Origin of the sequence: Micromonospora palomenae (genome assembly GCF_007829925.1) — a bacterium.
Lineage (GTDB): Bacteria > Actinomycetota > Actinomycetes > Mycobacteriales > Micromonosporaceae > Micromonospora > Micromonospora purpureochromogenes.
The window spans coordinates 1,860,082-1,882,724 of record NZ_VIXA01000002.1; the positions used below are offsets into that span (position 1 = coordinate 1,860,082).

Annotated in this window: 20 protein-coding genes; 14 read left to right on the forward strand and 6 right to left on the reverse strand. The window is 75.4% G+C overall.

The window, feature by feature from the left end:
• Nucleotides 1–3 precede the first annotated feature (3 nt).
• Genes FHX75_RS19780 through FHX75_RS19795 form a run of 4 tightly spaced genes read left to right on the forward strand, consistent with a single transcriptional unit; the run spans nt 4 to nt 3,480 of the window.
• The gene (locus tag FHX75_RS19780) at nt 4–747 is read left to right on the forward strand and encodes an ABC transporter ATP-binding protein (protein WP_154941753.1); all 744 of its coding nucleotides are present in this window, start codon (nt 4–6) and stop codon (nt 745–747) included.
• Nucleotides 744–1,472, forward strand: a complete 729-nt coding sequence (locus FHX75_RS19785; RefSeq protein WP_154941754.1) for an ABC transporter ATP-binding protein — start codon at nt 744–746, stop codon at nt 1,470–1,472. The genes FHX75_RS19780 and FHX75_RS19785 overlap by 4 nt, the downstream gene beginning before the upstream one ends.
• A complete protein-coding gene (locus FHX75_RS19790) occupies nt 1,469–2,359 on the forward strand; it encodes a branched-chain amino acid ABC transporter permease (RefSeq protein ID WP_154941755.1) in 891 nt (296 codons plus the stop codon). Before FHX75_RS19785 ends, FHX75_RS19790 begins: the two co-directional genes overlap by 4 nt.
• Nucleotides 2,356–3,480, forward strand: a complete 1,125-nt coding sequence (locus tag FHX75_RS19795; RefSeq protein ID WP_154941756.1) for a branched-chain amino acid ABC transporter permease — start codon at nt 2,356–2,358, stop codon at nt 3,478–3,480. Before FHX75_RS19790 ends, FHX75_RS19795 begins: the two co-directional genes overlap by 4 nt.
• Nucleotides 3,481–3,540: 60 nt before the next feature.
• On the opposite strand, the gene FHX75_RS19800 is transcribed toward FHX75_RS19795, so the two are convergent.
• Nucleotides 3,541–4,335 (reverse strand): hypothetical protein, encoded by a 795-nt coding sequence (locus FHX75_RS19800; protein WP_154941757.1) that lies wholly within the window; start codon nt 4,333–4,335, stop codon nt 3,541–3,543.
• A gap of 142 nt (nt 4,336–4,477) precedes the next feature.
• Here FHX75_RS19800 and FHX75_RS32015 point away from each other — a divergent pair, with 142 nt between their 5' ends.
• The 4 genes from FHX75_RS32015 (at nt 4,478) to FHX75_RS19820 (ending at nt 10,070) form a co-directional block, all read left to right on the forward strand.
• A complete protein-coding gene (locus tag FHX75_RS32015) occupies nt 4,478–6,355 on the forward strand; it encodes an AfsR/SARP family transcriptional regulator (RefSeq protein ID WP_154941758.1) in 1,878 nt (625 codons plus the stop codon).
• Nucleotides 6,356–6,393: 38 nt separating this feature from the next.
• Entirely contained in the window at nt 6,394–8,514 is a 2,121-nt protein-coding gene (locus FHX75_RS19810) for a RecQ family ATP-dependent DNA helicase (protein WP_154941759.1), read from the forward strand.
• 163 nt (nt 8,515–8,677) lie between these two features.
• The gene (locus FHX75_RS19815; protein ID WP_154941760.1) at nt 8,678–8,905 is read left to right on the forward strand and encodes a heavy-metal-associated domain-containing protein; all 228 of its coding nucleotides are present in this window, start codon (nt 8,678–8,680) and stop codon (nt 8,903–8,905) included.
• Nucleotides 8,898–10,070, forward strand: a complete 1,173-nt coding sequence (locus FHX75_RS19820; RefSeq protein ID WP_342799213.1) for a hypothetical protein — start codon at nt 8,898–8,900, stop codon at nt 10,068–10,070. Before FHX75_RS19815 ends, FHX75_RS19820 begins: the two co-directional genes overlap by 8 nt.
• 33 nt (nt 10,071–10,103) lie before the next feature.
• Here FHX75_RS19820 and FHX75_RS19825 read toward each other — a convergent pair whose 3' ends face one another.
• Nucleotides 10,104–10,520: a helix-turn-helix domain-containing protein gene (locus tag FHX75_RS19825; protein ID WP_154941761.1), complete on the reverse strand. Its 417-nt coding sequence runs from the start codon at nt 10,518–10,520 to the stop codon at nt 10,104–10,106.
• 258 nt (nt 10,521–10,778) lie between these two features.
• On the opposite strand from FHX75_RS19825, the gene FHX75_RS19830 reads away from it, so the two are divergent.
• Nucleotides 10,779–11,219, forward strand: a complete 441-nt coding sequence (locus FHX75_RS19830) for a hypothetical protein (protein ID WP_154941762.1) — start codon at nt 10,779–10,781, stop codon at nt 11,217–11,219.
• 49 nt (nt 11,220–11,268) lie between these two features.
• Here the strand turns inward: FHX75_RS19830 and FHX75_RS19835 are convergent, their stop codons facing one another.
• Nucleotides 11,269–12,426, reverse strand: a complete 1,158-nt coding sequence (locus tag FHX75_RS19835) for a class I SAM-dependent methyltransferase (RefSeq protein WP_154941763.1) — start codon at nt 12,424–12,426, stop codon at nt 11,269–11,271.
• Between the two features lie 296 nt (nt 12,427–12,722).
• Complete coding sequence (locus FHX75_RS19840) at nt 12,723–14,402, reverse strand: DEAD/DEAH box helicase (protein ID WP_154941764.1); 1,680 nt, start codon at nt 14,400–14,402, stop codon at nt 12,723–12,725.
• 291 nt (nt 14,403–14,693) lie between these two features.
• On the opposite strand from FHX75_RS19840, the gene FHX75_RS19845 reads away from it, so the two are divergent.
• Nucleotides 14,694–15,341, forward strand: a complete 648-nt coding sequence (locus tag FHX75_RS19845) for a ferritin-like fold-containing protein (protein WP_154941765.1) — start codon at nt 14,694–14,696, stop codon at nt 15,339–15,341.
• Between the two features lie 57 nt (nt 15,342–15,398).
• On the opposite strand, the gene FHX75_RS19850 is transcribed toward FHX75_RS19845, so the two are convergent.
• Nucleotides 15,399–15,626 carry a DUF3107 domain-containing protein gene (locus FHX75_RS19850; RefSeq protein WP_088960194.1) on the reverse strand — a complete coding sequence of 76 codons (228 nt, stop codon included), beginning with the start codon at nt 15,624–15,626 and terminating at the stop codon, nt 15,399–15,401.
• 65 nt (nt 15,627–15,691) lie between these two features.
• Complete coding sequence (locus tag FHX75_RS19855) at nt 15,692–16,330, reverse strand: TetR/AcrR family transcriptional regulator (RefSeq protein ID WP_154941766.1); 639 nt, start codon at nt 16,328–16,330, stop codon at nt 15,692–15,694.
• Nucleotides 16,331–16,480: 150 nt separating this feature from the next.
• Here FHX75_RS19855 and FHX75_RS32270 point away from each other — a divergent pair, with 150 nt between their 5' ends.
• The 4 genes from FHX75_RS32270 (at nt 16,481) to FHX75_RS19875 (ending at nt 22,572) form a co-directional block, all read left to right on the forward strand.
• The gene (locus FHX75_RS32270; protein ID WP_425463503.1) at nt 16,481–19,732 is read left to right on the forward strand and encodes a hypothetical protein; all 3,252 of its coding nucleotides are present in this window, start codon (nt 16,481–16,483) and stop codon (nt 19,730–19,732) included.
• Nucleotides 19,733–19,778: 46 nt separating this feature from the next.
• Nucleotides 19,779–20,753 (forward strand): alpha/beta fold hydrolase, encoded by a 975-nt coding sequence (locus tag FHX75_RS19865; RefSeq protein ID WP_154941767.1) that lies wholly within the window; start codon nt 19,779–19,781, stop codon nt 20,751–20,753.
• Nucleotides 20,754–20,791: 38 nt separating this feature from the next.
• Nucleotides 20,792–21,643 (forward strand): DUF3152 domain-containing protein, encoded by an 852-nt coding sequence (locus FHX75_RS19870; RefSeq protein WP_246158225.1) that lies wholly within the window; start codon nt 20,792–20,794, stop codon nt 21,641–21,643.
• Nucleotides 21,644–21,726: 83 nt separating this feature from the next.
• Complete coding sequence (locus tag FHX75_RS19875) at nt 21,727–22,572, forward strand: DUF3152 domain-containing protein (protein ID WP_246158228.1); 846 nt, start codon at nt 21,727–21,729, stop codon at nt 22,570–22,572.
• Nucleotides 22,573–22,643 lie beyond the last annotated feature (71 nt).

Sequence of the window (22,643 nt, forward strand, 5' to 3'; positions counted from 1 at the left end):
ACCGTGCTCGCCACCCGCGGTCTGACCTGGCGGATCGGAGAGGTCGCCATCGTCGACAGCGTCTACCTCGACCTGGCGCCCGGGGAGTTCCTGGGCGTGATCGGGCCGAACGGCGCCGGCAAGACCTCCCTGTTCAACCTGATCACCGGCCTGCGCCGGCCCACCGAGGGTCGGATCCTGCTGGACGGGGAGGACGTCACCGCTCTCCCCCCGCACCGGCGGGCCCGCCTCGGGCTGGGACGCACCTTCCAGGCGTCCTCGGTCTTCGGCTCGCTCACCGTCCGGGAGAACGTCCGGCTCGCGGTGCAGGCGTACCGCGGGGGCTCGATGAAGCTGTGGCGGCGGGCGGCGGCCGACCGGGAGGTGGCCGCCGCCGCCGACGCGGCGCTCGACCGCGTCGGCCTGCAGCACCGGGGCGCGGCGCTGGCCGGCACCCTCGCCCACGGCGAGAAGCGCAAGCTGGAGATCGCCCTGCTGCTCGCCGGGGAGCCCCGGGTGATGCTGCTGGACGAGCCGATGGCCGGCGTCAGCGCCGAGGACGTGCCCGAGCTGGTCGCGGTGATCAAGTCGCTGACCGGCGACAGCGGCCGGGCGGTGCTGATGGTCGAACACCACATGGACGTGATCCTGGAACTCGCCGACCGGATCGCCGTGATGCACCACGGCGCGCTGCTGGCCTGCGACACCCCGGACACGGTGATGGCCAACGCCACCGTCCAGGAGGCGTACCTGGGGGAATCGCTATGAGTGAACCGGTTCTCAGTGTGGAGGACCTGTCCGTGCGGATTGCCGGGCTGCACATCCTCCAGGGCGTGTCGTTCACGGTCGCGCCGACCGGCGTCACCGTGCTGCTCGGGCGCAACGGCGTCGGCAAGACCACCACGCTGCGCGCGATCGTCGGCCTGACGCCGCGCAACGGCGAGGTCCGGGGCGCCATCCGGATGGGCGCGCAGAGCCTGCTCGCCCGCCCCACCCACCGGCTGGTCCGCGGCGGGCTCGGCTACGTGCCGGAGGACCGCTGCGTCTTCACCGGCCTCACCGTCGCGGAGAACCTGCGGCTCGCCGAGCGGCGGGGCACCACCCCCGCGTACGACAAGGTCTTCGCGCTCTTCCCGGAGCTGGACCGGCGCGGACGGCAACGGGCCGGCTCGCTCTCCGGCGGGCAGCAGCAGATGCTCGCCATCGGCCGGGTGCTGCTCAACGACAACCGGCTGCTGCTGGTCGACGAGCCGACCAAGGGGTTGGCGCCGAAGGTGGTGACCGAGGTGGCCGAGGTGCTGGAACGGGTGGCCGAGTCCGTGCCGGTGCTGCTGGTCGAGCAGAACCTGGCCGTGGTCCGGCGGCTCGCCCGCGACGCGGTGGTGCTCGCCGCCGGCAAGGTGGCCTGGGCCGGCGACGCCCAGGAACTGCTGTTGGAGACCGGTCTGACCAAGTCGCTGCTCGGGGTCGGCTCGGCGGAGGTGCACTCGTGACCACGGTGATCCTGCTGGCGCTGACCGGGCTCGGTCTGGCGGCGCTCTACTTCCTGGTCGCCTCCGGCCTCTCCCTGGTCTTCGGCCTGGCCGACGTGCTCAACTTCGCGCACGGGCTCTTCCTCGGGGTCGGCGCGTACGCGACCTGGTGGGCCGCGGGCAACCTGCCCGGCGCCGGCTCCGACGGGTTCGGCTTCGTGGTGGCCGTCGCCTTCGGGGTGCTCGCCGGTGCCCTCGTCGCGGTGCTGGTGGAGCTGGTGCTGATCCGGCCGCTCTACTCGCGGACCATCGAGCAGGTGCTGGTCACCGTCGGCCTGTCACTGGCCGGGGTGGCGCTGCTCCAGGCGACCTGGGGCGCCGACGCGCGCCCGTTCCCGCGCCCCGAGTGGACCCGTCAGGTGACCTCGATCCTCGGCGCGAACGTGCCCAACGGCGGGCTGCTGCTGATCGTCGCCGCGGTGCTGGTGCTCGGCGCGCTGCTCGCCTTCCTCCGCTGGACCCGCTACGGCCTGGTGATCCGGGCCGGGGTGGAGAACCGGGAGATGGTGACCGCGCTCGGCATCGACGTCCGCAAGGCGTTCACCCTGGTCTTCGCGATCGGCGGGGCCGCCGCCGCGCTGGCCGGCGCGCTCGGCAGCGTCTACTTCGGCACCGTCTCGCCCGGTCAGGGCGGCTCGCTGCTGATCTTCGCGTTCATCGTGGTGGTGATCGGCGGGATGGGCTCGGTGGTCGGGTCCGCGTACGCCGCGGTCGCGGTGGGGCTGCTGCAACAGTTCGTCAACTACTACGGCGAGTCCGGACTGGGCGACATCTGCGTGGTCGGGCTGCTCGCCGTGGTGCTGCTGCTGCGTCCGCAGGGCTTCGCCGGAAAGGTGGCAACGGCATGACCGAGGTCAAGAGTCCCGAGGTCCCGGCCCCGCCCGCGGCGGTGCCCGACGAGCTGACGCCGGGACGCCGCCGCTGGCACGGCGTACGGCCGTGGCTGCCGCTGGCGGCGCTGGCGGTGGCGGCGATCCTGCCGTACTCGACGGTCAGCCTGCCGGGGATCTTCGAAGGGCCGCTGAACTCGCCGGGCACCCTGCAACTGCTCGCCGTCTGCCTGGTCTTCGGCGGGCTGGCGGCCGGCTACGACCTGCTGTTCGGCCGTACCGGGATGCTCTCGTTCGGGCACGCGCTCTACTTCGCCGCCGGCGTGTACGGCACGGACATCCTGGTCACCCGGGCCGGCCTGCCGCTGTGGCAGGCGGCGCTGCTCGCCGTCACCGGGGCGACGACCCTGGCCGCGCTGCTCGGCGCGGTCGCGCTACGCACCGTCGGGATCGCCTTCGCCATGGTGACGCTCGCCTTCGCCCAGGTCGGCGCGATCCTGGTGGCCCGGGACTTCGGCGGGTGGACCGGTGGTGAGGAGGGGCTGCCGCTGGACGTGTCCGGGCTGCCGCCGGCCCTGGTCGGGGTGACCAACACGGTCAACCTGTACTGGCTGGCGCTGGCGTACCTGGCGGTGGTGGTCCTGGTGGTGCACCGGGTCTCCGGCTCGCCCACCGGGCGGGTGCTGGCCGGGCTGCGCGACGACGAGCGGCGGATCGGGGTGCTCGGGCTCGACCCATACCGGTTCAAGCTGGTGGCGTTCACCCTGGCCGGCGGCCTCGCCGCGAGCGGCGGGGTGGTCTACTGCCTGATCGTCGGCGGCGCCTCGCCGCACATCACCTCGTCGGAGCTGACGCTGTCGCTGCTGGTGATGGTGGTGCTCGGCGGCCCCGGCACCCGCTGGGGTCCGGTGCTCGGCGGCATCCTCTACATGTACCTGGACCACCGCCTCACCGCCTTCGGCACCAGCGACGCCGTGGAGAGCCTCCCGGCCGTCCTCAGCCGCCCGCTGAGCCAGCCGCTGTTCGTCCTCGGCACCGTCTTCATCCTGGCCGTCTACTTCTTCCCCGGCGGCCTGGCCAGCCTCACCTCCCGCCTCACCCCCCTCACCCGCGCTCTCCGCCCCACCCCTCGCGCGTAGGGGACAACGCAGCAGGGGGCGGCGGTCCCCCGTGTGACCGCCGCCCCCTGCCTCCCGGGCTCAGCTGTTCAACATCTCGTACGCCATCGCGGGCGCCTTCGTCGTCGCGCCACCGGTCGGCGCGGTGATCTTCGGAGTGCTGCCGTAGTCCGCGTACATGACCACGTACTCGTACGCCTTGCGCTTGCCGGCGGCGGGGATCTTCAGCGTCAGTGAGGTCAGGTGCCCGTCCGGCCCGACCGCCGCGGTGAACGGCACCTGCTTTGCCGCCTCGCCGAGCGCCGCCGCCTCACCGTCCTCCAACACCTTCGCCGCGTTTCCGCTGCTCACGTCGATGAGCCCGACGTACCGGCCGGGACCCTGCTCCTCGACGGAGGTGGCCGCGTCGATGAGCGGACCCGCGTTGCCCTGATCCGCGCCGTCGTAGGCCGGGACGGCGTCGCCGGTCAGCTTCGCGCGGTCCAGCTTCATCCACTTGTCCGGGAACTTCGGCAGGCCCGGGTGCCCGGTGAACTTCGCCTTCATCCAGATGTCGTCGCCGATCAGCAGGAAAGACGTTTTCGTGGTGATGCCGTCCTCGTCCGGCGGCATGGCGGCGTTGATCTCGAAGGCCTTCGACTCCGGGTCGACTCGGCCGGTGACGGCGCTCGACGAGTCCTTTCCGCTGAACCGGAACGGGCCCTCCGTCCCGTCCGGGACGGCGTCGAGGAGGGCCTCCTTCGGGCTGGTGCGGGGCTCGGCGGCCGGTTCGCTCTTCGGCCCGCAACCCCCGAGCAGGGTGGTCGCGGCCAGCGCGGCGGCGACCGTGCCGACCGCCCGTCGGATCGTGCCGGCGCTGCCAGGTGCCTGTGTCATCGCACGTCTCTTTCTCGCTGCGTGGCTTCTGCCGAGGACGATGTTGCGGGCCGCCACGGCGGTTCGGCTGCCGCTATGCTGCCGTCCGGCTGCCGTGCACTGCCGTCCGGCAGCCATGGGGGTGTCAGGAGCGGAAACTCGCATGTCAGGAACGCTGCGATTCGAGATCCTCGGGCCTCAGCGGGCCTGGTACGCCGACCGGCAGCTCAACCTGGGCCCCGGCAAGCAGCGCGCCGTGCTGGCCGTACTGCTGCTCTCCGCCGGTCGTCCGGTGTCCACCGGGCAAATTGTGGAGGCCGTCTGGCCGGAGGAGCCGCCCGCGAACGGCCCCAACGTGGTGCAGAAGTACGTCGCCGGGCTGCGCCGGGTGCTGGAGCCGGACCGTTCCCCCCGTACCCCCGGGCAGGTGCTGAGCCTGACCGACGCCGGGTACCTGCTGCGGGTGGATCCGGAGGCCGTGGACGCGGTCCGCTTCGAGCGGGGCGTTCGGCGGGCCGAGCGGCACCGGGCAGCGGGACGTACCGCCGATGCGGCGGCGGAGCTCCGCGCGGCGCTGGAGCTGTGGCACGGTGAGCCGTTCGGCGGCCTCAGCGGGCCGGTGCTGGAGGCGGCCCGGCAGCGCCTGGTGGAGACTCGGGCCACCGCGCTGGAGACCTGGGCCGAGCTCGAGTTGGAGCAGGGCCGGCACCGGGAGTTGATCGGCGGCCTGGTTGAGCTGGTGGCCGAGTTCCCGGTCCGGGAGCGGCTGCGCCACCAGTACATGCTGGCGCTGTACCGCAGTGGACGGCAGGCCGAGGCGCTCGCCGCGTACCGGGAGATCGACGACCTGCTCCGCGAGGAGTACGGCATCGAGCCGGGCGAGGCGCTCCAGGGACTGCACCGACGGATCCTCCGCGCCGACCCGACCCTCGCCCCCACCGTCCCGTCCCCGCGCCCGGGGCCGCCGGCCACTACCGCCGCCGCCTCGGACCGCCCCGCCGGACCGCCTCCGGACACCGCCGAGCCGGCCCCGGGGTTGCCCGCGTCGACCACCACCATGCGTACCGCCGACGGTGCGGCGTCCCCGGTGCCGGCGCCGCCCGCCGGTCCGGCTGCCCGGCATCCGGCTGCTCCGGAACCGGCCGCCGCCCCACCCCCGATCGAACAGCCGCCCCCGCCGCTTCCGGTCCCACCGCCGGCCCCGCCGGCCCCGCCGGCCCCGCAGCCCGCTCCGGCTCTGCCGTACGCGGCTTTCGCCCCGCCGCGGTACCCCGGACCGGGCGGCTTCCCCGCCGGCGTGCCCCCGATCCTGCCCGAACGGCCGCGGCGGGAACGCCACCCGCTACCGAGGTGGGTGAGCGCCATGGCCACGATCGCCGGCACCGTCCTGGTGTTGCTGTCGTTCGGGTTCGTGACCTGGCTGGTGATCCTCGGCTACGCGGTGCGGCGGCGCAGTTGGCGGCTCGGCCAGATGGCCGTCGGCTACCTCGCCGCCGCGTCGCTGGTGGTGTACCTGATCGCCACCGACGATCCGACAACGGAGGTGCCGGTCGCGGAGGCGTTCTTCGGGCTCGGCCTGGTCACCCTGTGCTGGCTGGTGGGCGCCGCGCAGGTGGTTCTGCTGAACCGGTGGGTCTGGGGGAAGGTCACCGGCAGGCCCCTGGCGGTCCGGGCCCGCGACGAGGAGCAACGGCTGCGCCGGGAGCAGGCGCGTTATCTGGTGCATCGCTACCCCACGGCCCGCCAGGAGTTCGCCATCGGTCGCCCGGACCTGCCCCGCGCCTTCGACGACGGCGGGCTGGTCGACGTCAACGCCGTACCCGACTCCGTGCTCGCCACGCTGCCGGGGCTCACCGACGAGCAACGCCGGCAGGTGGCGATGGAGCGGTGGCTGCGCGGGCCGTACGGATCGATGGAGGAACTGGCGGCGCGGTGCCCGCTGCCGCTCGCGGTGACCGACCGGCTCCGCGACATCCTGCTCTTTCTCCCGCCCCCGGGCGACGTCGGATCGGGGGAGGCCGCGCCGGCCGGACCCCGATGACCGGCGGGGGTGTCAGCCGGGGCTGGTAGAAATGCCGGATGAGCCAGGATCGGGCGGCGGTACGGGAGCGGGCCGAGGCGGTGCTGCGCCGGCTGGCCGGCGAGCACGCCCGGCTCCGTGAGGACCAGTGGCGGGCGATCGAGGCGCTGGTGGTGGACCGGCGTCGGGTGCTGTGCGTCCAGCGCACCGGTTGGGGCAAGTCGGCGGTCTACTTCGTGGCCACGGCCCTGCTGCGGGAGCACGGCGAGCACGGGCCGACCGTGATCGTCTCGCCGCTGCTGGCGCTGATGCGCAACCAGGTGGAGTCGGCGGCCCGGGCGGGCATCCGGGCCCGCACCATCAACTCCGCCAACCTGGACGAGTGGGACGAGATCACCGCCGAGATCCACGCCGGTGCGGTGGACGTGCTGCTGATCAGCCCGGAACGGCTCAACAACCCGGACTTCCGGGACACCGTGCTGCCGAAGCTGGCCGCCACCACCGGGCTGCTCGTGGTGGACGAGGCGCACTGCGTCTCCGACTGGGGGCACGACTTCCGGCCCGACTACCGCCGGCTGCGTACCTTCCTCGGCAACCTGCCCGAGCGCACCCCGGTGCTCGCCACCACCGCGACGGCCAACGAGCGGGTCACCGCCGACGTCGCCGAGCAGTTGGGCGACGCCCTGGTGCTGCGCGGCACCCTCGACCGCGAGTCGTTGCGGCTGGGCGTCCTGGACCTGCCCAGCCCGGCGCACCGACTGGCCTGGCTCGCCGACCACCTGGACGGGCTCCCCGGCTCCGGGATCATCTACACCCTGACCGTGGCGGCGGCGGGGGAGACGGCCGAGTTCCTCCGCTCCCGGGGCTGGTCGGTGGCCTCCTACACCGGGCAGGCCGAGGACGCCGACCGGCGGGCCGCCGAGCAGGACCTGCTCGACAACAAGATCAAGGCGCTGGTCGCCACCTCCGCGCTGGGCATGGGCTTCGACAAGCCGGACCTCGGGTTCGTGGTGCACCTCGGCGCGCCGCCCTCGCCGATCGCCTACTACCAGCAGGTCGGCCGGGCCGGCCGGGCCGTGGAGCACGCCGAGGTGCTGCTGCTGCCCGGCGTCGAGGACGCGGCCATCTGGCGGTACTTCGCCTCGCTCGCCTTCCCGCCGGAGGAGCAGGTCCGGGCGGTGCTCGGCGCGCTGCACACCGACCGGCCGCTCTCCACCCAGGCCCTCGAACCGATGGTCGACCTGCGCCGGGCCCGGCTGGAGCTGATGCTCAAGGTGCTCGACGTGGACGGCGCGGTCCGCCGGGTCCGCGGCGGCTGGCTCGCCACCGGCGAGCCCTGGGTCTACGACGAGGCCCGGTTGCGCCGCGTCGCCCAGGCGCGCACCGCCGAGCAGCAGGCCATGCGGGAGTACGCGACCACCTCCGGCTGCCGGATGCGCTACCTGCGGGAGTGCCTGGACGACGCCGGCGCGGGCGACTGCGGGCGGTGCGACCGCTGCGCCGCGCCGCTCTTCACCCCGGAGGTCTCCGACGCCGCGTTGACCGCCGCGCAGACCTTCCTGGGCCGCCCCGGCGTGGAGATCCCGCCGAAGAAGCTCTGGCCGACCGGGCTGGACGCGGTCGGCGTACCCCTCAAGGGGCGGATTCCCCCCGGCGAGCAGGCGCTGCCCGGGCGGGCCGTGGGACGCCTGTCGGACCTGGGCTGGGGTGGGCGGCTGCGCGGTCTGGTCGGCCCGGACGCGGCCGACGGCCCGGTCCCCGACGACGTGGCGGCGGCCGTGGTGGAGGTGCTGAAGGCGTGGGCGCACGGCGACGACCCGTGGCCGCGCCGCCCGGCCGGCGTGGTCGCCGTCGGGTCCCGCACGCACCCGGCGCTGGTCGGCTCGCTGGCCGAGCGGATCGCCGCGGTGGGCCGGCTGCCGCTGCTCGGCCAGGTGGTCCCGACCGGCGCCGCCGGGGCCGGCGGGCCGCGCGGTAACAGCGCCCAGCGGGTACGCGCGCTGCACGGCGCGTTCGACGTGCCGGACGAGCTCGCCGCCGCGCTGGCCGGACTGGGCGGGCCGGTGCTGCTCGTCGACGACCTGGTCGACTCCGGCTGGACGCTGACCATGGTGGCCGGGCTGCTGCGCCGGGCCGGCGCCCCGGACGTGCTCCCCCTCGCCCTCGCCTTGGCCGGCTGAACGGCACCCCTTCCGAGGAACCCGCGGCTCCCCGCGGTCGCACCGTTCCCGCTGGTCGTCGGCGGGTGCGGGCGAAAAGTTCCCGGCGCGGGTGGATTGCGACCGTCGCCACGCTGGGCGTCGGGACGGCGGACGGCGGCCGGGTCGGCGGTACCGTGGGCGCATGGCCGAGGGAACCGTCACGCACACCTACGCCGTCACCGGGATGACCTGCGAGCACTGCGTGCGCGCGGTCACCGAGGAGCTGTCCGCGCTGCCCGGCGTCGACGAGGTGCGGGTCGACCTGGCCGCCGGCACCGCGACGGTGACCAGCACCGCGCCGCTCTCCGAGGCGTCGGTCCGGGCCGCCGTGGACGAGGCGGGGTACGAACTGGCCGTCGGCGGTGCCTGAGCACCCGCCCACCCCGCCGGTCCCTCCCGGGTCCGCCGGCGGCGAGCGCTCCGGGGCGACCGACGCCCCACCGGCGGCCGACCCGCGCCCGCCGGTGATCGACGGGCCCCCGGTCGAGGGCGGGCGGTCCGGCCCGGCCGACGCGCACCCGGTGGGCGACGCGGGTCCACCGGTGTTCGGGGTGCGTCCGGCCGACGACGAGCGGGCTGAGCTGATCGACGCACTCCCGACCGGTGCAGTCGGCGGGCAGCCGGTGGGGGCGGACCGGAGCACGCTGCGGCTGGCGCTGACCGTCGGCGGGCTGGTGCTCGCGGTGCTGCTCGGCTTCGGCCTCGGCCGGGCCAACCCCGGCCCGGGCACGCCCTCGGCGACGAGCGCCGCCGCGGCCACCGCCGACCACACCCACGCCCCCGGCACCGGCGCGCACGACCACGGCGCCGGCACCGACCAGGCCGCCGACAGCGGCGCGGGCGGTCTCTCGGTCAGCTCCGGCGGCTACACGCTCACCCCGTCGGCGGTGGAGTTCGGCGCCGGCCGGGCCGGCGAGTTCCGCTTCCAGGTACGCGACGAGCGGCGCCGGCCGGTCACCCGGTTCGCCGTCGTGCACGACAAGCCGATGCACCTGGTCGTGGTGCGCCGGGACCTCAGCGGCTACCAGCACCTGCACCCGACGATGGCGCCCGACGGCACCTGGTCCGTACCGCTGACCCTCGGGCAGCCGGGCGTCTGGCGGGCGTACGCCGACTTCACCGCGGTCGCCGATGACGGCCGGCAGACGGCGGCGACCCTCGGGGTGGACCTGGTCGCGCCCGGCGGCTACGCCCCTCGGCCGTTGCCCGCCCCGGCCCCCACCACGACCGTCGACGGCTTCACCGTCGGGTACGACGGCACCCCGGAGGTCGGTAGGGCCCTCCCGCTGCGCTTCACCGTCAGCGCCGGTGGCGCGCCCGCCGCGCTGGAACGCTACCTCGGCGCGTACGGCCACCTGGTCGCCCTCCGCGAGGGCGACCTGGGCTACCTGCACGTGCACCCGGTGGCGACGCCGGCGGGCGACACGGTCACCTTCTGGGTGACCGCCCCCGGGCCGGGCCGCTACCGGATGTACCTGGACTTCCAGGTGGCGGGCGTGGTGCGCACCGCCGAGTTCACCGTCACCGTGCCCTGACGACGGCGCACGGGCGGCCGGGGGACCGGTCGCTCAGCCGGCTCGGCGGACCGGCCGGCGGGCCAGGTAGCGGAGCAGGTCGCGGATGTGGTGCTTCTCCTCGGCCGGCACGGTCGGGTCGGCCAGCCGCTCCAGGATGACCCGCACGTCCGCCTCGACCGGGGAGTCGTCGACCCGGCGGCGCGGCGCGGGACCGGCGTCGGGCAGCCCGAGCGCCCGGAACGCCGCCGCGACGGGCAGGTCGAGGGCCGCGCAGAACCCGCGTACCTTGGCCAGCTCGGGATAGTCCTGCCAGTCGCCGGCGAGCCAGCGGAAGACGGTGGAGCGGCCGACCCCGGTGTGCGCCGCCAGGTCGCTCACCGTCCAACCCCGCTCGTCGCGGGCGTCGTCGATGGCACGTCGCACGAAACGTGCGAAGGCCATCTGCGGTGATACCTCTGCGGAACCCATTCCTGCGGGGTCTTCCCTTTCCGGCCGGAGCCCAGATTCGGTGCGCCCCTCCCAGGGTAGTACGACAAGGCGTCGGAGCCGTCGACCGATCGACCCGAAGGTCCCGCCGACAGGACTTCGGCGTCGGTGGGCGCCGCATCCCGGCATTTGTGCCGGTCCGGTGTCCAGCGTCGATAGTCAGATATCAACTAAGCTCGACGCGCCGGCGCCACCAGCGACGTGGCGCTGACGAGTCCCGGCGCACCGATGAGGAGCAGCATGGCCGACCCCGTCCTTCCGGTGCCGCACCGCCCGGGTGCGGTCAGTATGTTCTTCGTGGCCAAGGCCGGCGTGTTCGCCCTCGGCTTCTGGATCTGGCTGCTGGTGCTGGTGCTGACCGGCGACGACGCCACCGGGGCGCACGTGCTGGCCGCCACCGGCGCGATCACCACCACCCTGGTCGGCGTGGTGCTCGGCATCCGGCTGGCGTTGCAGCACAGCGCCGCCGTCCGGCACGCCGAGTTGAAGCGGCTGCTGGTCGACATCTCCTGGAACGCCTTCGCCGCCGCCGGCAACGCCGAGACGTCGGGCAAGGTCGTCCCGTTCCCCACCGCGCCGAGCGAGGACGAGCGATCGTCGCGGGACCGGATCTCCGTGTTCGACCGGGCCCCGGGTGGCGAGCGGTCGGGACGGGACCGGGGCGGCGACCGCCGTCGCTGACCCGCGCCGCCGACCTCAGGCGCCCGGACGGGTGCCGGGGCGGCGGGTCTCAGGCTGTCGGGCCGGCCTCGGCCAGCAGCGTCTCCAGGCGTGGGGTGATCCGCCACTGGTCGACCAGGTCCCGGTACTCGGCCCGCTGCGCCTGCGTCGGCGCGGTGCCGGTACGGCGGGCCCGGATCAGCAGGTTGCGCGGGGTGTGCCGGGAGTCGACGAACTCCACCACCTCGGCCCGGTAGCCGTGCAGCCGGAGCAGGCCGGCGCGCAGCGAGTCGGTGAGCACGTCGGCGAAGCGTTCCCGCAGGATGCCCTGCCGGGTCAGCAGCTCGTACGGCGCCGGAGCCGGGTGCGCGCGTAGCTGCGCGGCGATGTCGTGGTGGCAACACGGGGCGGCGAGCACCCAGCGGGCGTCCCAGCGCACCGCGCGGGCCAGCGCCTCGTCGGTGGCGGTGTCGCAGGCGTGCAGCGCCAGCACCAGGTCGGGGGCCGGCTCGACCACCGCGTCGGCGATGGTGCCGGCCACGAAGGAGACGCGGTCGGCCCAGCCGAGCCGCTCGGCCAGCTCGGTGTTGCGCCGCCGCTGGTCCTCGCGGACGTCCACGCCGACCAGCTCGACGTCGAGGCCCCGCTGGGTCAGGTAGCGGTGCGCGGCGAAGGTCAGGTACGCGTTGCCGCAGCCCAGGTCCACCACCCGCAGCGGGCCGGTCAGCTCGTCGGGGAGCGTGGCGGCGAGCGCGCGCAGGAACGCGTCGACCTGGCGGCGCTTGGCGGCCGAGCCGCCGATCTCGGCGAAGATCGGGTCACCCGGGTCGAGCAGGTACTCCTTGGCGCGGTCGTGGCCACCCGGCTCGGCGTCCGGGCGGCTCGCCGCGGCCCGGTGCACCTGCGCCTCGCCGGACTTGGTCACCCGGAGCTGGAGCGTGGCGTCCGCGGTCTCCACGTGCCAGTTGCCGAACGGCTCGGCCAGCAGCGCGTCGACCGCCGCGCCGGCCTCCGCCCCCGGAGCCACGTTGCGGGTGTACGGCCGGGCGCCGTCGGAGGTGGAGATCTGCAACCGGGGGCCGGCCTTGAGCGCGACCGGGCGCAGCTCGGCGCGGACCACCGAGGGGCGCTGCCCACGGCGGCGACCGGCGGCGATCGCGCGGGTCAGCGCGGGGTCGAGCAGCAGGGCCCGGACCTCGGTCAGGGCGGCGTCCAACGGTTCCGGCATTCCACCATCTTCCTTCCTGGTCCGGGCGGCCCGTCGGCAGGCCACCGCATGGTGCCGTGCGTCGCTCGTCCGCCGCGCCGACACCGGTCCCCGGCGCGTCGGCCGACACCGGAGCACCCGGAGCGGACGCTTTGCTCTGCTGCCTCGACGGCAACACCTCGCTGTCGGCCGGGTGGGCACGTCGACTGCTCGGTCGACGTCGGGAGCCCGCCGGAGAACCGTCGAGAGCCCGCACCGGAAAAGGGGACGTCCCCCGGACCGGTGAACGGTGCGGGGGACGTCGGGTGTGACAGCGGTCAGTCGGCGATCGCCTCGGCCGGGGTACCGGCACCGGAGCCGCCACGGCGGCGCCGGCGACGGCGCGGCTTCGACGACTCGCCCTCGGCGGCGGCCACGGCCGGCTCCGGGGAGCCGGCGTCGGTGGCGACCACCGCGGTCGACTCGCCCGCGACCGCCTCGCCGGCCCGGCGGCGACGCCGGCGGCGGGGGGTGCGGGTGCCTTCCTCGGCGGCGGCGTCGGCCGGCGCGTCGGCGTCCGGCGTGCCGGCGTCGGAGTGACCGCCGCGTCGGCGCTCGCCCCGGCCCCGGCCCTCGCCTCGGCTCTCGCCACGGCTGTCGCCGCGCCGGGAGCCCCGGCCGCTCTCGCCGCGCCGCGGCCGGCCGCCCAGGTCCTCCTCGACCTCGGCGGAGAGCCCGGCCCGGGTCCGCTCGGCGGTCGGCAGGGTGCCGGTGATCTCGGTGGAGATGCCGAGGTCGGTGTAGAGGTGCGGAGAGGTGTGGTACGTCTCCGGCGGCTCCGGCATGTCCAGGCCGAGCGTCTTGTCGATGATCCGCCAGCGGGGCATGTCGTCCCAGTCGACGAAGGTCACCGCGACGCCCGTGGCCCCGGCCCGGCCGGTACGACCGATCCGGTGGGTGTAGGTGTCCTGATCCTCGGGGCAGTCGTAGTTGATGACGTGGGTGACGCCACTGACGTCGATGCCCCGGGCCGCCACGTCGGTGGCGACCAGAGTGTCGATCTTTCCGGCGCGGAACGCCCGCAGCGCCCGCTCCCGGGCGCCCTGGCCGAGGTCGCCGTGGACGGCGGCCACGGCGAAGCCGCGGAAGTCGAGGTCCTCGGCCACCCGGTCGGCGGCCCGCTTGGTACGGGTGAAGATCATGGTCAGCCCGCGACCCTCGGCCTGGAGGATCCGGGCCACGATCTCGACCTTGTTCATCGAGTGGGTGCGGTAGGCCAGCTGCTGGGTCTGCGGCGACGGGCCGGTCTCGGCGGTGTGCCCGGCGTGGATCGTCATCGGACGGCGCAGGAAGCGCCGGGAGAGCGTGACGATCGGGTCCGGCATGGTGGCCGAGAAGAGCATGGTCTGCCGGTCCTCCGGCAGCATCGCCAGGATCTTCTCGACGTCGTCGAGGAAGCCCAGGTCCAGCATCCGGTCGGCCTCGTCGAGAACCAGCGCGCGCACCCGGTCGAGCCGCAGGTGCTTCTGCTTCTGCAGGTCCATCAGCCGGCCGGGCGTGCCGACCAGGATCTCCACGCCCTTGCGCAGCGCGTCGATCTGCGGCTCGTACGCCACGCCGCCGTAGATCGGCAGCACCCGGATGCCCCGGGTCCGGCCCGCGGCGGCGAGGTCCTTGGCGACCTGGATGCCCAGCTCGCGGGTGGGGACGACGACCAGTGCCTGCGGCACGCCGTCGCTGCCCTCGCCCGGCGCGAAGACCCGCTCCAGCAGCGGTACGCCGAAGCCGAGGGTCTTGCCGGTGCCGGTCGGCGCCTGGCCGATCATGTCGGTGCCGCGCAGCGCGATCGGGATCGCGTACTCCTGGATCGCGAAGGCGCGGGTGATGCCCGCCGCGGCCAGGGCCTCGACGGTCTCGGGCCGCGCACCGAGCGCGGCGAAGGTGGGAGCCTCCGGACGGACCGGGGCGGTGGGGGCCAGTTCGTGGCCACCCAGCTCTTCGAGAATCTGTTCGCTCATCTGGATCTGGGGGTGCCCTCTCGTGGTGCGCCCCGTCTTGTCCTCAGGGCGCGTTCGGTATGGCGCGGGCCACGCGGTCGGCGGCGGATTCGCCGAGCCGGACCGGGCCGCACGCGCGCCGCAGGCAGGACTTCGATCAGATCGGCGCCCGCGGCAACTGCTCCATACTACCCGAGCGGCCCTGCGCGCGTCCCGGAGCGCGGTGACCGGGTCTCCTCCGGGGGTGCCAATTGTGACCTGCGCCACTGTTTCGGGGTCTCGGTGTGCCCGTTTGGGCGGTACCCTGCGCTCGTGTCCGCCCCGACAACACCCGAGGCCGTGGTCGACCTGCTCGGCCTGGTCGCCTACGGCGAGCTGCTCGCCTTCGACCGAATGGCCGCCGACGCCCGACTCGCCCCCGACCTGCGCCGCCGGGCCGCGCTGAGCGAGATGGCCGCCGCCGAGATCGGCAACTACCGGCGCCTTTCGGACTGGCTCACCGCCCTCGGGGCGACGCCTGACGACGTGATGGCCCCGTACGTGGAGCCCTTGCAGGCGTACCACGACTCGACCGAGCCGAAGGACTGGCTGGAGGCGGTGACGAAGGCGTACGTCGGGGACGCCATCACCGACGACTTCCTCGGCGAGATCGCCGACCGGCTGGACGAGCCGTACCGGCGGCTGGTGCGCGACGTGCTGCACGAATCCCGGTACGCCGACTTCGCCGCCGCCGAGATCCGGGCCGCGATCGAGACCGACCCCAGGGTGGCGAACCGGCTGTCGATGTGGGCGCGCCGGCTCGTCGGCGAGGCGCTGTCCCAGGCGGGCCGGGTCGCGGCGGCGGACCGGGGCGCGCTGACCGCGCTGATCGCGCGGGACGGCACGGACGTGCAGGCGACGTTCCGCCGGCTCACCGCCAAGCACACCGCCCGGATGGCCGCCGTCGGGCTGAACAACTGACCCGCCCGGTCGGGCCCGGCCCGCGGCGGGCGGACCCGCCGCGGTGGCCGGACCGGATCAGCGGACGGTGAACCCGACCGCCCGCGGGGACGCCTCGGCGATCTCGACGTAGGCGACCTTGTTGACCGGCACGATGACCCGCCGGCCCTTCTCGTCGGTCAGGGACAGCGTCCCCTCGTCCTTGCCGAAGGCGTCGGTCACGATCTGCTCGATCTCGGCCGGCGACTGCGCGCTCTCCAGAACCAGCTCGCGCGGCGCGTACTGCACGCCGATCTTGACCTCCACTGTGCCTCCTCAGGTGGGCGAAAGAGCCGCCGTTGGGAAGGCTATCCGATCTCGGGGCCGGATGTTCAGGCTGACTCACCTTGCAGCGGGAAGCTCGCGATCCCACGCCAGGACAGCGCCGCGACCAGCGCCTCCGCCTCCGCCTTGGGCACCTGGCGACCGCCGGCCAGCCAGAACTGGGCGGCGGTCTCGGCCGCACCGACCAGGCCGGAGGCGAGCAGCTCGGCGTGCGCCCGGCTGACGCCGGTGTCCGAGATGATGGTGTCGGTGATCGCCGCGATGGCGCCCTGCTCGACCCGCTCGACGCGCTGCCGCACCGCCGGGTCGTTGCGCAGGTCCGACTCGAAGACGAGACGGAACGCCTCGCTCTCGTGGTCGACGAAGTCGAAGTACGCCCGGACCGAGGCCCCGACCCGCTCCTTGTTGTCATTGGTACCGCGCATCGCGTCGTGCACCTTGGCGACTATCGCGTCACAGTGCGTGTCGAGCAGGGCCAGGTAGAGCTCCATCTTGCCGGGAAAGTGCTGGTAGAGCACCGGCTTGGAGACCCCCGCCCGCTCGGCGATGTCATCCATCGCGGCGGCGTGGTAACCCTGCGCGACGAACACCTCCTGCGCCGCCGCGAGCAGCTGCTTACGTCGCGCCGAGCGGGGCAGCCTGGTGGGCCGGCCGGCGGTCTGCGCACCGTTCCCCACAGCGGTCATGGGAACCTCCGAGTTTCTTCGTACGAGCCGGCACTTTTACCCCGTACCGGTCTGGGGCATGTTCCCCGGTCCCGGAATTGGCCCGCCGCTGTAACTTATCGCCACTGTCACCACACGGTAGCCTCAGCGAGGGCGACCAAGGAGCGCGCGGTGAGTGAAACAGGGCAACCCGGTGCCGCCACCCCGGGAGAGCACGGTGACGGGACGGGTCAGCAGGACGACCTGGCCCGCTCCGTCAGCGGGTGGGCACCCCCGGCGACCGGGTGGTCCGGCGGGGCCGACGCCCCCGCGTACCGGGACACCGTCGCCCCCTGGCACCGGCCCGACCCGGCAACCGGCTGGGACGCCTCCTCCCCGCGCCACGGCGACCTGCCGGCGCCGCTGACCGACCCCGAGCCCGACTCCGCACCGCGCAACGGGCGCGCCCATCTCAACGGCGTCGGCCACCCCGGCGAGGAGCCGCGCGGCCGACCGTCCCCGGTGAGTGCCCCGCCCGCCGACGCCCCCCGCTTCGGCGCCGACCTGCGGCGGGACGCCGACGGCGACCGACTGGTCGTACCGGCGCAGCGGCCGGCGCCCTCGCCCGAGCAGCAGTCCGGATCGGCCGACCCGGACGCCGCCGCGCGGCACTCCTCGGAGGAGCCGCCGCGGCTCAGTCGCTGGGCGGACGGGGGCCTGCCCACGTCCGCGCCACCGGCCGTGCAGGTCCCGCCGGTCGGCACCGCCGCCTCCGGCTTCGAGGTCCCGCCGGGCTTCCACGCGCCCCGGCCGGACCGCAGCCAGGCCGACCGGGCCGAGGCCGACGAGTTCCCGCCCGACGTGTCCCGCGCCCGGGCCGACCGTCCCCACCCCGGCTCACCGGACGAGTCGACCGGGGCCCGCGGCGGCGACGAGGCGGCCGCCGGGCGCGGTGAGCCGGACCCGCACGCCGAGCAGCCCTACGCCGGCCACCGGCCCGCCGACGAACCGGACTGGTCCGGCCCGAGCTGGAACCGGCCGAGCTGGGGCGGCGGCTGGGCGCCGCCGTGGGCCCGCGAGGACGAGCCGCCGACGAGCCGCCGGTCCCGGTCCGACCGGACCCCGGAGTGGTCGGCCGAGCCCGCCCGGCCGTACGAGCCGGTGCGTGCCGAGCCGGCGCGGCCGTACGAGCCGGTCCGGGCCGAACCCGCCCGCCCCTACGAGCCGGTGCGGTCCGAGGAACCCCGGCCGTACGAGCCGACCCGCGCCGAGCGGGAGACCCGGGGCGAACGGGAACAGTCGATCGACCGGCCGGCCCCGGACCGGTCCGCCGTGGACGGAGCCGCCGGGTGGGCCGGTACCCGGTCCGCCGCCGCGTCGCCCTCCGCCGCCCCCCGCAGCGCCCCGCCGGCCGCGCCCGCCAGCGCGCCCCCCGTCGTCGCCCCCGCCAGCGCCCCGCCCGCCGCCGCGCCCGCCAGTGCCCCGCCCGCCGCCGCGCCGCACGGTGAACCCCCGGCGGGTACGGCCTACGGCGCGTCACCGACCAGCGGTTCCTACGGTTCGACGCCGTCAGCCGGGTCGTACGGTTCGGCACCGACCGCCGAGTCCTCCGGCTCGGCACCGACCGCCGGGTCCTACGGATCGGCGCCGGCCATGGGGTGGTACGGCCGGGCGGAGGCCGGCGGCTCCTACCGCGCCGCACCGAGCACCGGGTCCTACGGCTCGACGCCCACCGCCGCCCCGCAGGTCGAGGCGCCGGCCGCCGCGCCGCGGAGCGCTCCTCCGGCCGCCCCCTACAGCGCGCCGCCCGCCGCGCCCCGGAGTGCTCCTCCGGCCGCCCCCTACAGCGCGCCGCCCGCCCAGGCGCCGGCCGCCGACAGCAGTCCGACCACCGACCGGGCCGACCGGCCGTTCCGGCTCCGGTCCGTGCCGGCGGAGACCGCCAGCGCCCCGGCGGAGCTTCCCGGCCACCAGTCGACCCCCACCGGTCCCGGCGCCGCGCCGGACCCCGCCACGAGCGGGCCGCGCCGCCTGGACCGCACCTCCTCCGCGCCCGCTCCGACGAGCGCACCCCCTTACGCGGCCCGCCGCTCCGCACCCGATCCGGCGCCTCCGGCCGAGCCGGCCGTGGAGGACGGGACGCCGGAGCCCGGCGCGGTGGTGCTGCCGCAGCGCGTCCCCGCCGAGCCGGACGTGCCCGTTGTGCCGGAGCCGCCAGCCGTGGAGCCACCCGCCGAGACCCCGGAACTCGCCCGCATCGCCACCCACCTGCGCCGCGACGACGAGCCCGCCCCGCTGCGGGAGCGGCCGGAGGGCTTCGACGTCAACGCCATCCTGGACGCCGTGCGGGAGGTGGCCGGCGTGCGCGACGCCGCGTTGCGCCGTACCCCGGCCGGCGCGCACAGCCTCCGGCTGGACCTCGCCGACGGGGCCGACCCGGCCGAGGTGAGCCGGATGGTGGCCCGACTGCTCCAGGAGCGGATGGGGCTGGCCGCGGCCCCGCAGAACCTGCCCGGCACGACCCCCGCCCCGGCGCCGTTGCGCCGCCGCTCCACCGAGACCCGCGCGCCCGAGACCCGGGCGCCCGAGCCGCGGGGTGCCGAGCCGCGCCCCGGCGAGGTGCCGGCCCGGCCGCGCGACGCGGAGTCCCGCCCCGGCGAGCTGCGCCGGCAGGAGCCCGGGGCCGGCCCGTCGAGGCGGTCCCGTTCGGCCGATCCGTCGGGTGAGGGTCGCGCACCCGCCGGCACCGGGCGCGGCGTCGCCGACCAGCCGCCCGGGGCCCGCCCGCCGGCCGAGGCGGCCACCGCCGCCCCCGCGCCCGGCCGGGTCGAGGACTACCCGGGCACGGTCGAGGGGGTGCCGCGCCGGCGCCGGCAGGTCTCCGCGCACCGGGGGCGGGCCAGTGTGGACGAGGCGAGCGGGGCCCCCGCGCCGCCGGCCACCGGCAGCCCGGCCACGCTCGGCACGTCGTACTCCGGCGGGCAGATGACCACGACGGAGAGCGCGCCCTCCCGACCGCTGGACACCGGCGGCGCGCCGGGGCCGCGGGTGGTGATCGACCACGTCCAGGTGAGCACCTTCGGTCTCGACGCCACCGTCGAGGTACGCCTGCTCGCCGGCGGCGAGACGGCGGCCGGGCACTCCACCGGGCCGGCCGTGGACGGGTACGTCCTGCGGCTCTGCGCGGTCGCCGCCGCAGCGGCGGTGGACCAGCTGCTGCGGGGCGCCGACGGCACGGCTGAGCGCGGGCGGTGCTTCGTCGAGCACGCCGCGGTGGTGCCGTTCGGCAACTGCGAGGTGGCCACGGTGGTGGTGCTGCTGGTCTGCGACGGCTGGGTCGAGCAGCTCGCCGGCTCCGCGCTGGTCGCCGGTGACCCGCGGCAGGCGGTGGTCCGCGCGACGCTGGCCGCCGTCAACCGGCGCCTGGAGGCGTTGCTGGCCTGAGCGGCTCGGGGTTCGCCGGCAGGTCGTGCTGGGCACACTGGAAGGCATGAAGCGAGCCGCACTCTGGCCCGAGCATCTGCTGCCCCCGCACCACGTTCCGCCGCCCTGGCCGGGCCGGGAGGTACGCCTCGACGGCACCGTCACCTACGTCCGGGACACCCCGGCCACGAGTGCGGACGCGGAGCCGGCCCTGTACGTGCACGGGCTGGGCGGCTCGTCGCAGAACTGGACGGACCTGGCCGGCCTGCTCGCCCACCGGCTCGACGGGCAGGCCATCGACCTGCCGGGGTTCGGCCGCAGCGAGCCGGGGCGGCGCTACACGATCCCGGCCTTCGCTGAGCGGGTGGTCCGCTGGATCGAGCACTCCGACCGGGGGCCGGTGCACCTGTTCGGCAACTCCCTCGGTGGGGCGGTCGCGGTGCACGTGGCGGGGCTGCGACCGGAGCTGGTGCGTACCCTCACGCTGGTCTCCCCGGCGCTGCCGTTCCTGGACTTCCGCCGCTCGTTGCAGGGGCGGATGCTGCCGCTGCTGGCCATCCCGCGCGGGGAGCGGCTGGCGGCCTGGCGGTTGGCCCAGCTCGCCCCCGAGGTGATGGTCCAGCAGGTGCTGGAGGCGTGCTTCGCCGACCTGACCCGGATCAGCGAGCAGCGCCGGCAGGAGGCGCTGGAGGAGATCCGGGTGCGCTACGAGGCCGCGCACTACACCGCCGCGTACGTCCGGACGTTCCGCGGCCTGGTCTCCAGCTTCCTGCGCTCGTACCTGCCGGGGGCGGGGTCGATGTGGCGGATCGCCGCGGCGGTGCAGGCCCCGACGCTGGTGGTGGGTGGCCTGCAGGACAAGCTGGTGGACGTGCGGGTGGCGCCGCAGGCGGCCCGGGCGATCCCGGACAGCCGGCTGATGATGCTCGAAGGGGTCGGCCACGTCGCGCAGGTGGAGGTGCCGCGCACGGTGGCGCGGGCGGTGCTGCACCTGCTCGCCGAAACGGAGGAGGCCGGGAGGCGCTCCGACATGGCAGGCTGACCCGGATGCCCGAGTTCCTCCCCCACGGTCACCGGCGCGTGCGTGCGACCCCCCGTGGCCGCCGTGCGCCCGTCGGAGGCCGTCGCTGGACGGTCCTGCTGCTGGCGATGCTCGCGGTGGTGGTCGGTGCGGGCGGGGCGCTCTCCGCCGGCCGTCCCGGGGCCGTGGCCGAGACGCTCGCCGCCGGGACGCCCGCCCCTCGACCGACCGCCGCGCCGCTCACCCCGTCGCCGTTGCCGGTGGTCACCCCGAGCCCGTCCGCGACCAGCCCGGCCCCGCCGCTGCTCCAGCTCGCGGGCCCGGTGCCGTCCGCCGGGCGGGGCAGTTTCGGGTACGACGACCGGGCCGGTCCGGTGCTGGGGCGGGGTGGCCCGGTGCAGCGGTACCGGGTGGCGGTGGAGAACGGCTCCGGTGAGGACGTGCACGCCTTCTCCGACGAGGCGCAGGCGGCGCTGGCCGGGCCGGGGAGCTGGGTGGACAGCGGGCGGCTGCGGCTGCGCCGGGTGCCGGCGGGCGAGGCGTACGACTTCACGATCTACCTGGCCACGGCGAACACGGCGGGGCGGATGTGCCGGGCCGGGGGAGTGGACATCCGGGTGGGCGGCCGGCCGTACACGTCGTGCCGGGCGTCGGGGAAGGTGATCATCAACCTGGACCGGTGGCGGACCTCGGTGCCGCACTTCGTGCGGGCCGGTGTGCCGCTGTCGCTGTACCGCACCTACGTGGTCAACCACGAGGTGGGCCACCAGTTGGGGCACCACCACGAGCGCTGCCCGGGGCCGGGCCGGCCGGCGCCGGTGATGCAGCAGCAGTCGCTCTTCCTGGACGGCTGCACCGCCAACCCGTGGCCGTACGTCGACGGGCGGCGGTACACCGGCCGTCCGGTCTGAGCCCCGTCGCGCGATCTGAAACATACTCACGTAACCGACCGGATAAGCGCTGATATGCCCGATTAGTCTGTCATGCTGATCGGGTGACTCCGTTCTCCCCGCTCGCCGACGGTGGCGAACCGGAACCGGCCGACCCGGCCGACCCCGCCCGACCCGCTGGCGACACCCGACGCGGGCTGGTCCGGATGCGCCGCCGCCGGCGGCGTGCCGCCCTGCTCGGCCTGGTGGCGCTCGGCGCGACCGTCGCCGGCGTCGCCCTCGTCCGGGCCGACGACGGGCCGTCCGTGCCCGCCTCCGCCGGGCTGTCACGGCCACACGAAGTCGACGCCAGCGAGGACGCCGCGCCCGCCGCGTACCCGACCAGCGGCTCCGGTCGCTTCGCCGCCGCCGATGGCCGCTCGCCGGTGCGCGGGTACGACGGCCCGCTGCGCCGCTACCGGGTGGCGGTCGAGGAGGACACCGGGCAGGACGTCGACCTCTTCGCCGACACCGTGGACGAGGCGCTCGCCGACCGGCGCAGCTGGATCGCCTCGGGCGAACTGCGGGTGCAGCGGGTGCCCGAGGCCGCCGCCGCCGACTTCACCGTCTACCTGGCCACCCCGGCCACCTCCGAGCGGATGTGCGCCGAGGGCGGGTTGATGACCGAGGGGTACACCTCCTGCCGGCTGCCCGGTCAGGTGATCATCAACCTGGCCCGCTGGATGGACTCGGTGCCCGACTACGGTGCCCCGCTGGCCGTCTACCGGACGTACGTGGTCAACCACGAGGTCGGCCACGAGTTGGGCGAGGAGCACCAGGCCTGCCCCGGCCCCGGCGCGCCGGCCCCGGTCATGCAGCAGCAGACGTACGGCCTGGACGGCTGCGTCGCCAACGCCTGGCCGTACGTCGACGGGGTGCGCCATGAGGGCGCGCTCGTCCCCGGTGCCTGAGTTATTCCCGCTCCCGCATGTCGGGCTACGTGTCACTGCTCATGGCCGACCGGACCCCCGGCGAGCGACAA

Coding starts and splice junctions, on each gene's coding strand:
- FHX75_RS19840 (WP_154941764.1), bottom strand. CDS start 14,402: ATGAGCGAACAGATTCTCGAAGAGCTGGGTGGCCACGAACTGGCCCCC.
- FHX75_RS19830 (WP_154941762.1), top strand. CDS start 10,779: ATGGCCGACCCCGTCCTTCCGGTGCCGCACCGCCCGGGTGCGGTCAGT.
- FHX75_RS19810 (WP_154941759.1), top strand. CDS start 6,394: ATGAGCCAGGATCGGGCGGCGGTACGGGAGCGGGCCGAGGCGGTGCTG.
- FHX75_RS19865 (WP_154941767.1), top strand. CDS start 19,779: ATGAAGCGAGCCGCACTCTGGCCCGAGCATCTGCTGCCCCCGCACCAC.
- FHX75_RS19785 (WP_154941754.1), top strand. CDS start 744: ATGAGTGAACCGGTTCTCAGTGTGGAGGACCTGTCCGTGCGGATTGCC.
- FHX75_RS19795 (WP_154941756.1), top strand. CDS start 2,356: ATGACCGAGGTCAAGAGTCCCGAGGTCCCGGCCCCGCCCGCGGCGGTG.
- FHX75_RS19800 (WP_154941757.1), bottom strand. CDS start 4,335: ATGACACAGGCACCTGGCAGCGCCGGCACGATCCGACGGGCGGTCGGC.
- FHX75_RS19815 (WP_154941760.1), top strand. CDS start 8,678: ATGGCCGAGGGAACCGTCACGCACACCTACGCCGTCACCGGGATGACC.
- FHX75_RS19835 (WP_154941763.1), bottom strand. CDS start 12,426: ATGCCGGAACCGTTGGACGCCGCCCTGACCGAGGTCCGGGCCCTGCTG.
- FHX75_RS32015 (WP_154941758.1), top strand. CDS start 4,478: ATGTCAGGAACGCTGCGATTCGAGATCCTCGGGCCTCAGCGGGCCTGG.
- FHX75_RS19855 (WP_154941766.1), bottom strand. CDS start 16,330: ATGACCGCTGTGGGGAACGGTGCGCAGACCGCCGGCCGGCCCACCAGG.
- FHX75_RS19825 (WP_154941761.1), bottom strand. CDS start 10,520: ATGGGTTCCGCAGAGGTATCACCGCAGATGGCCTTCGCACGTTTCGTG.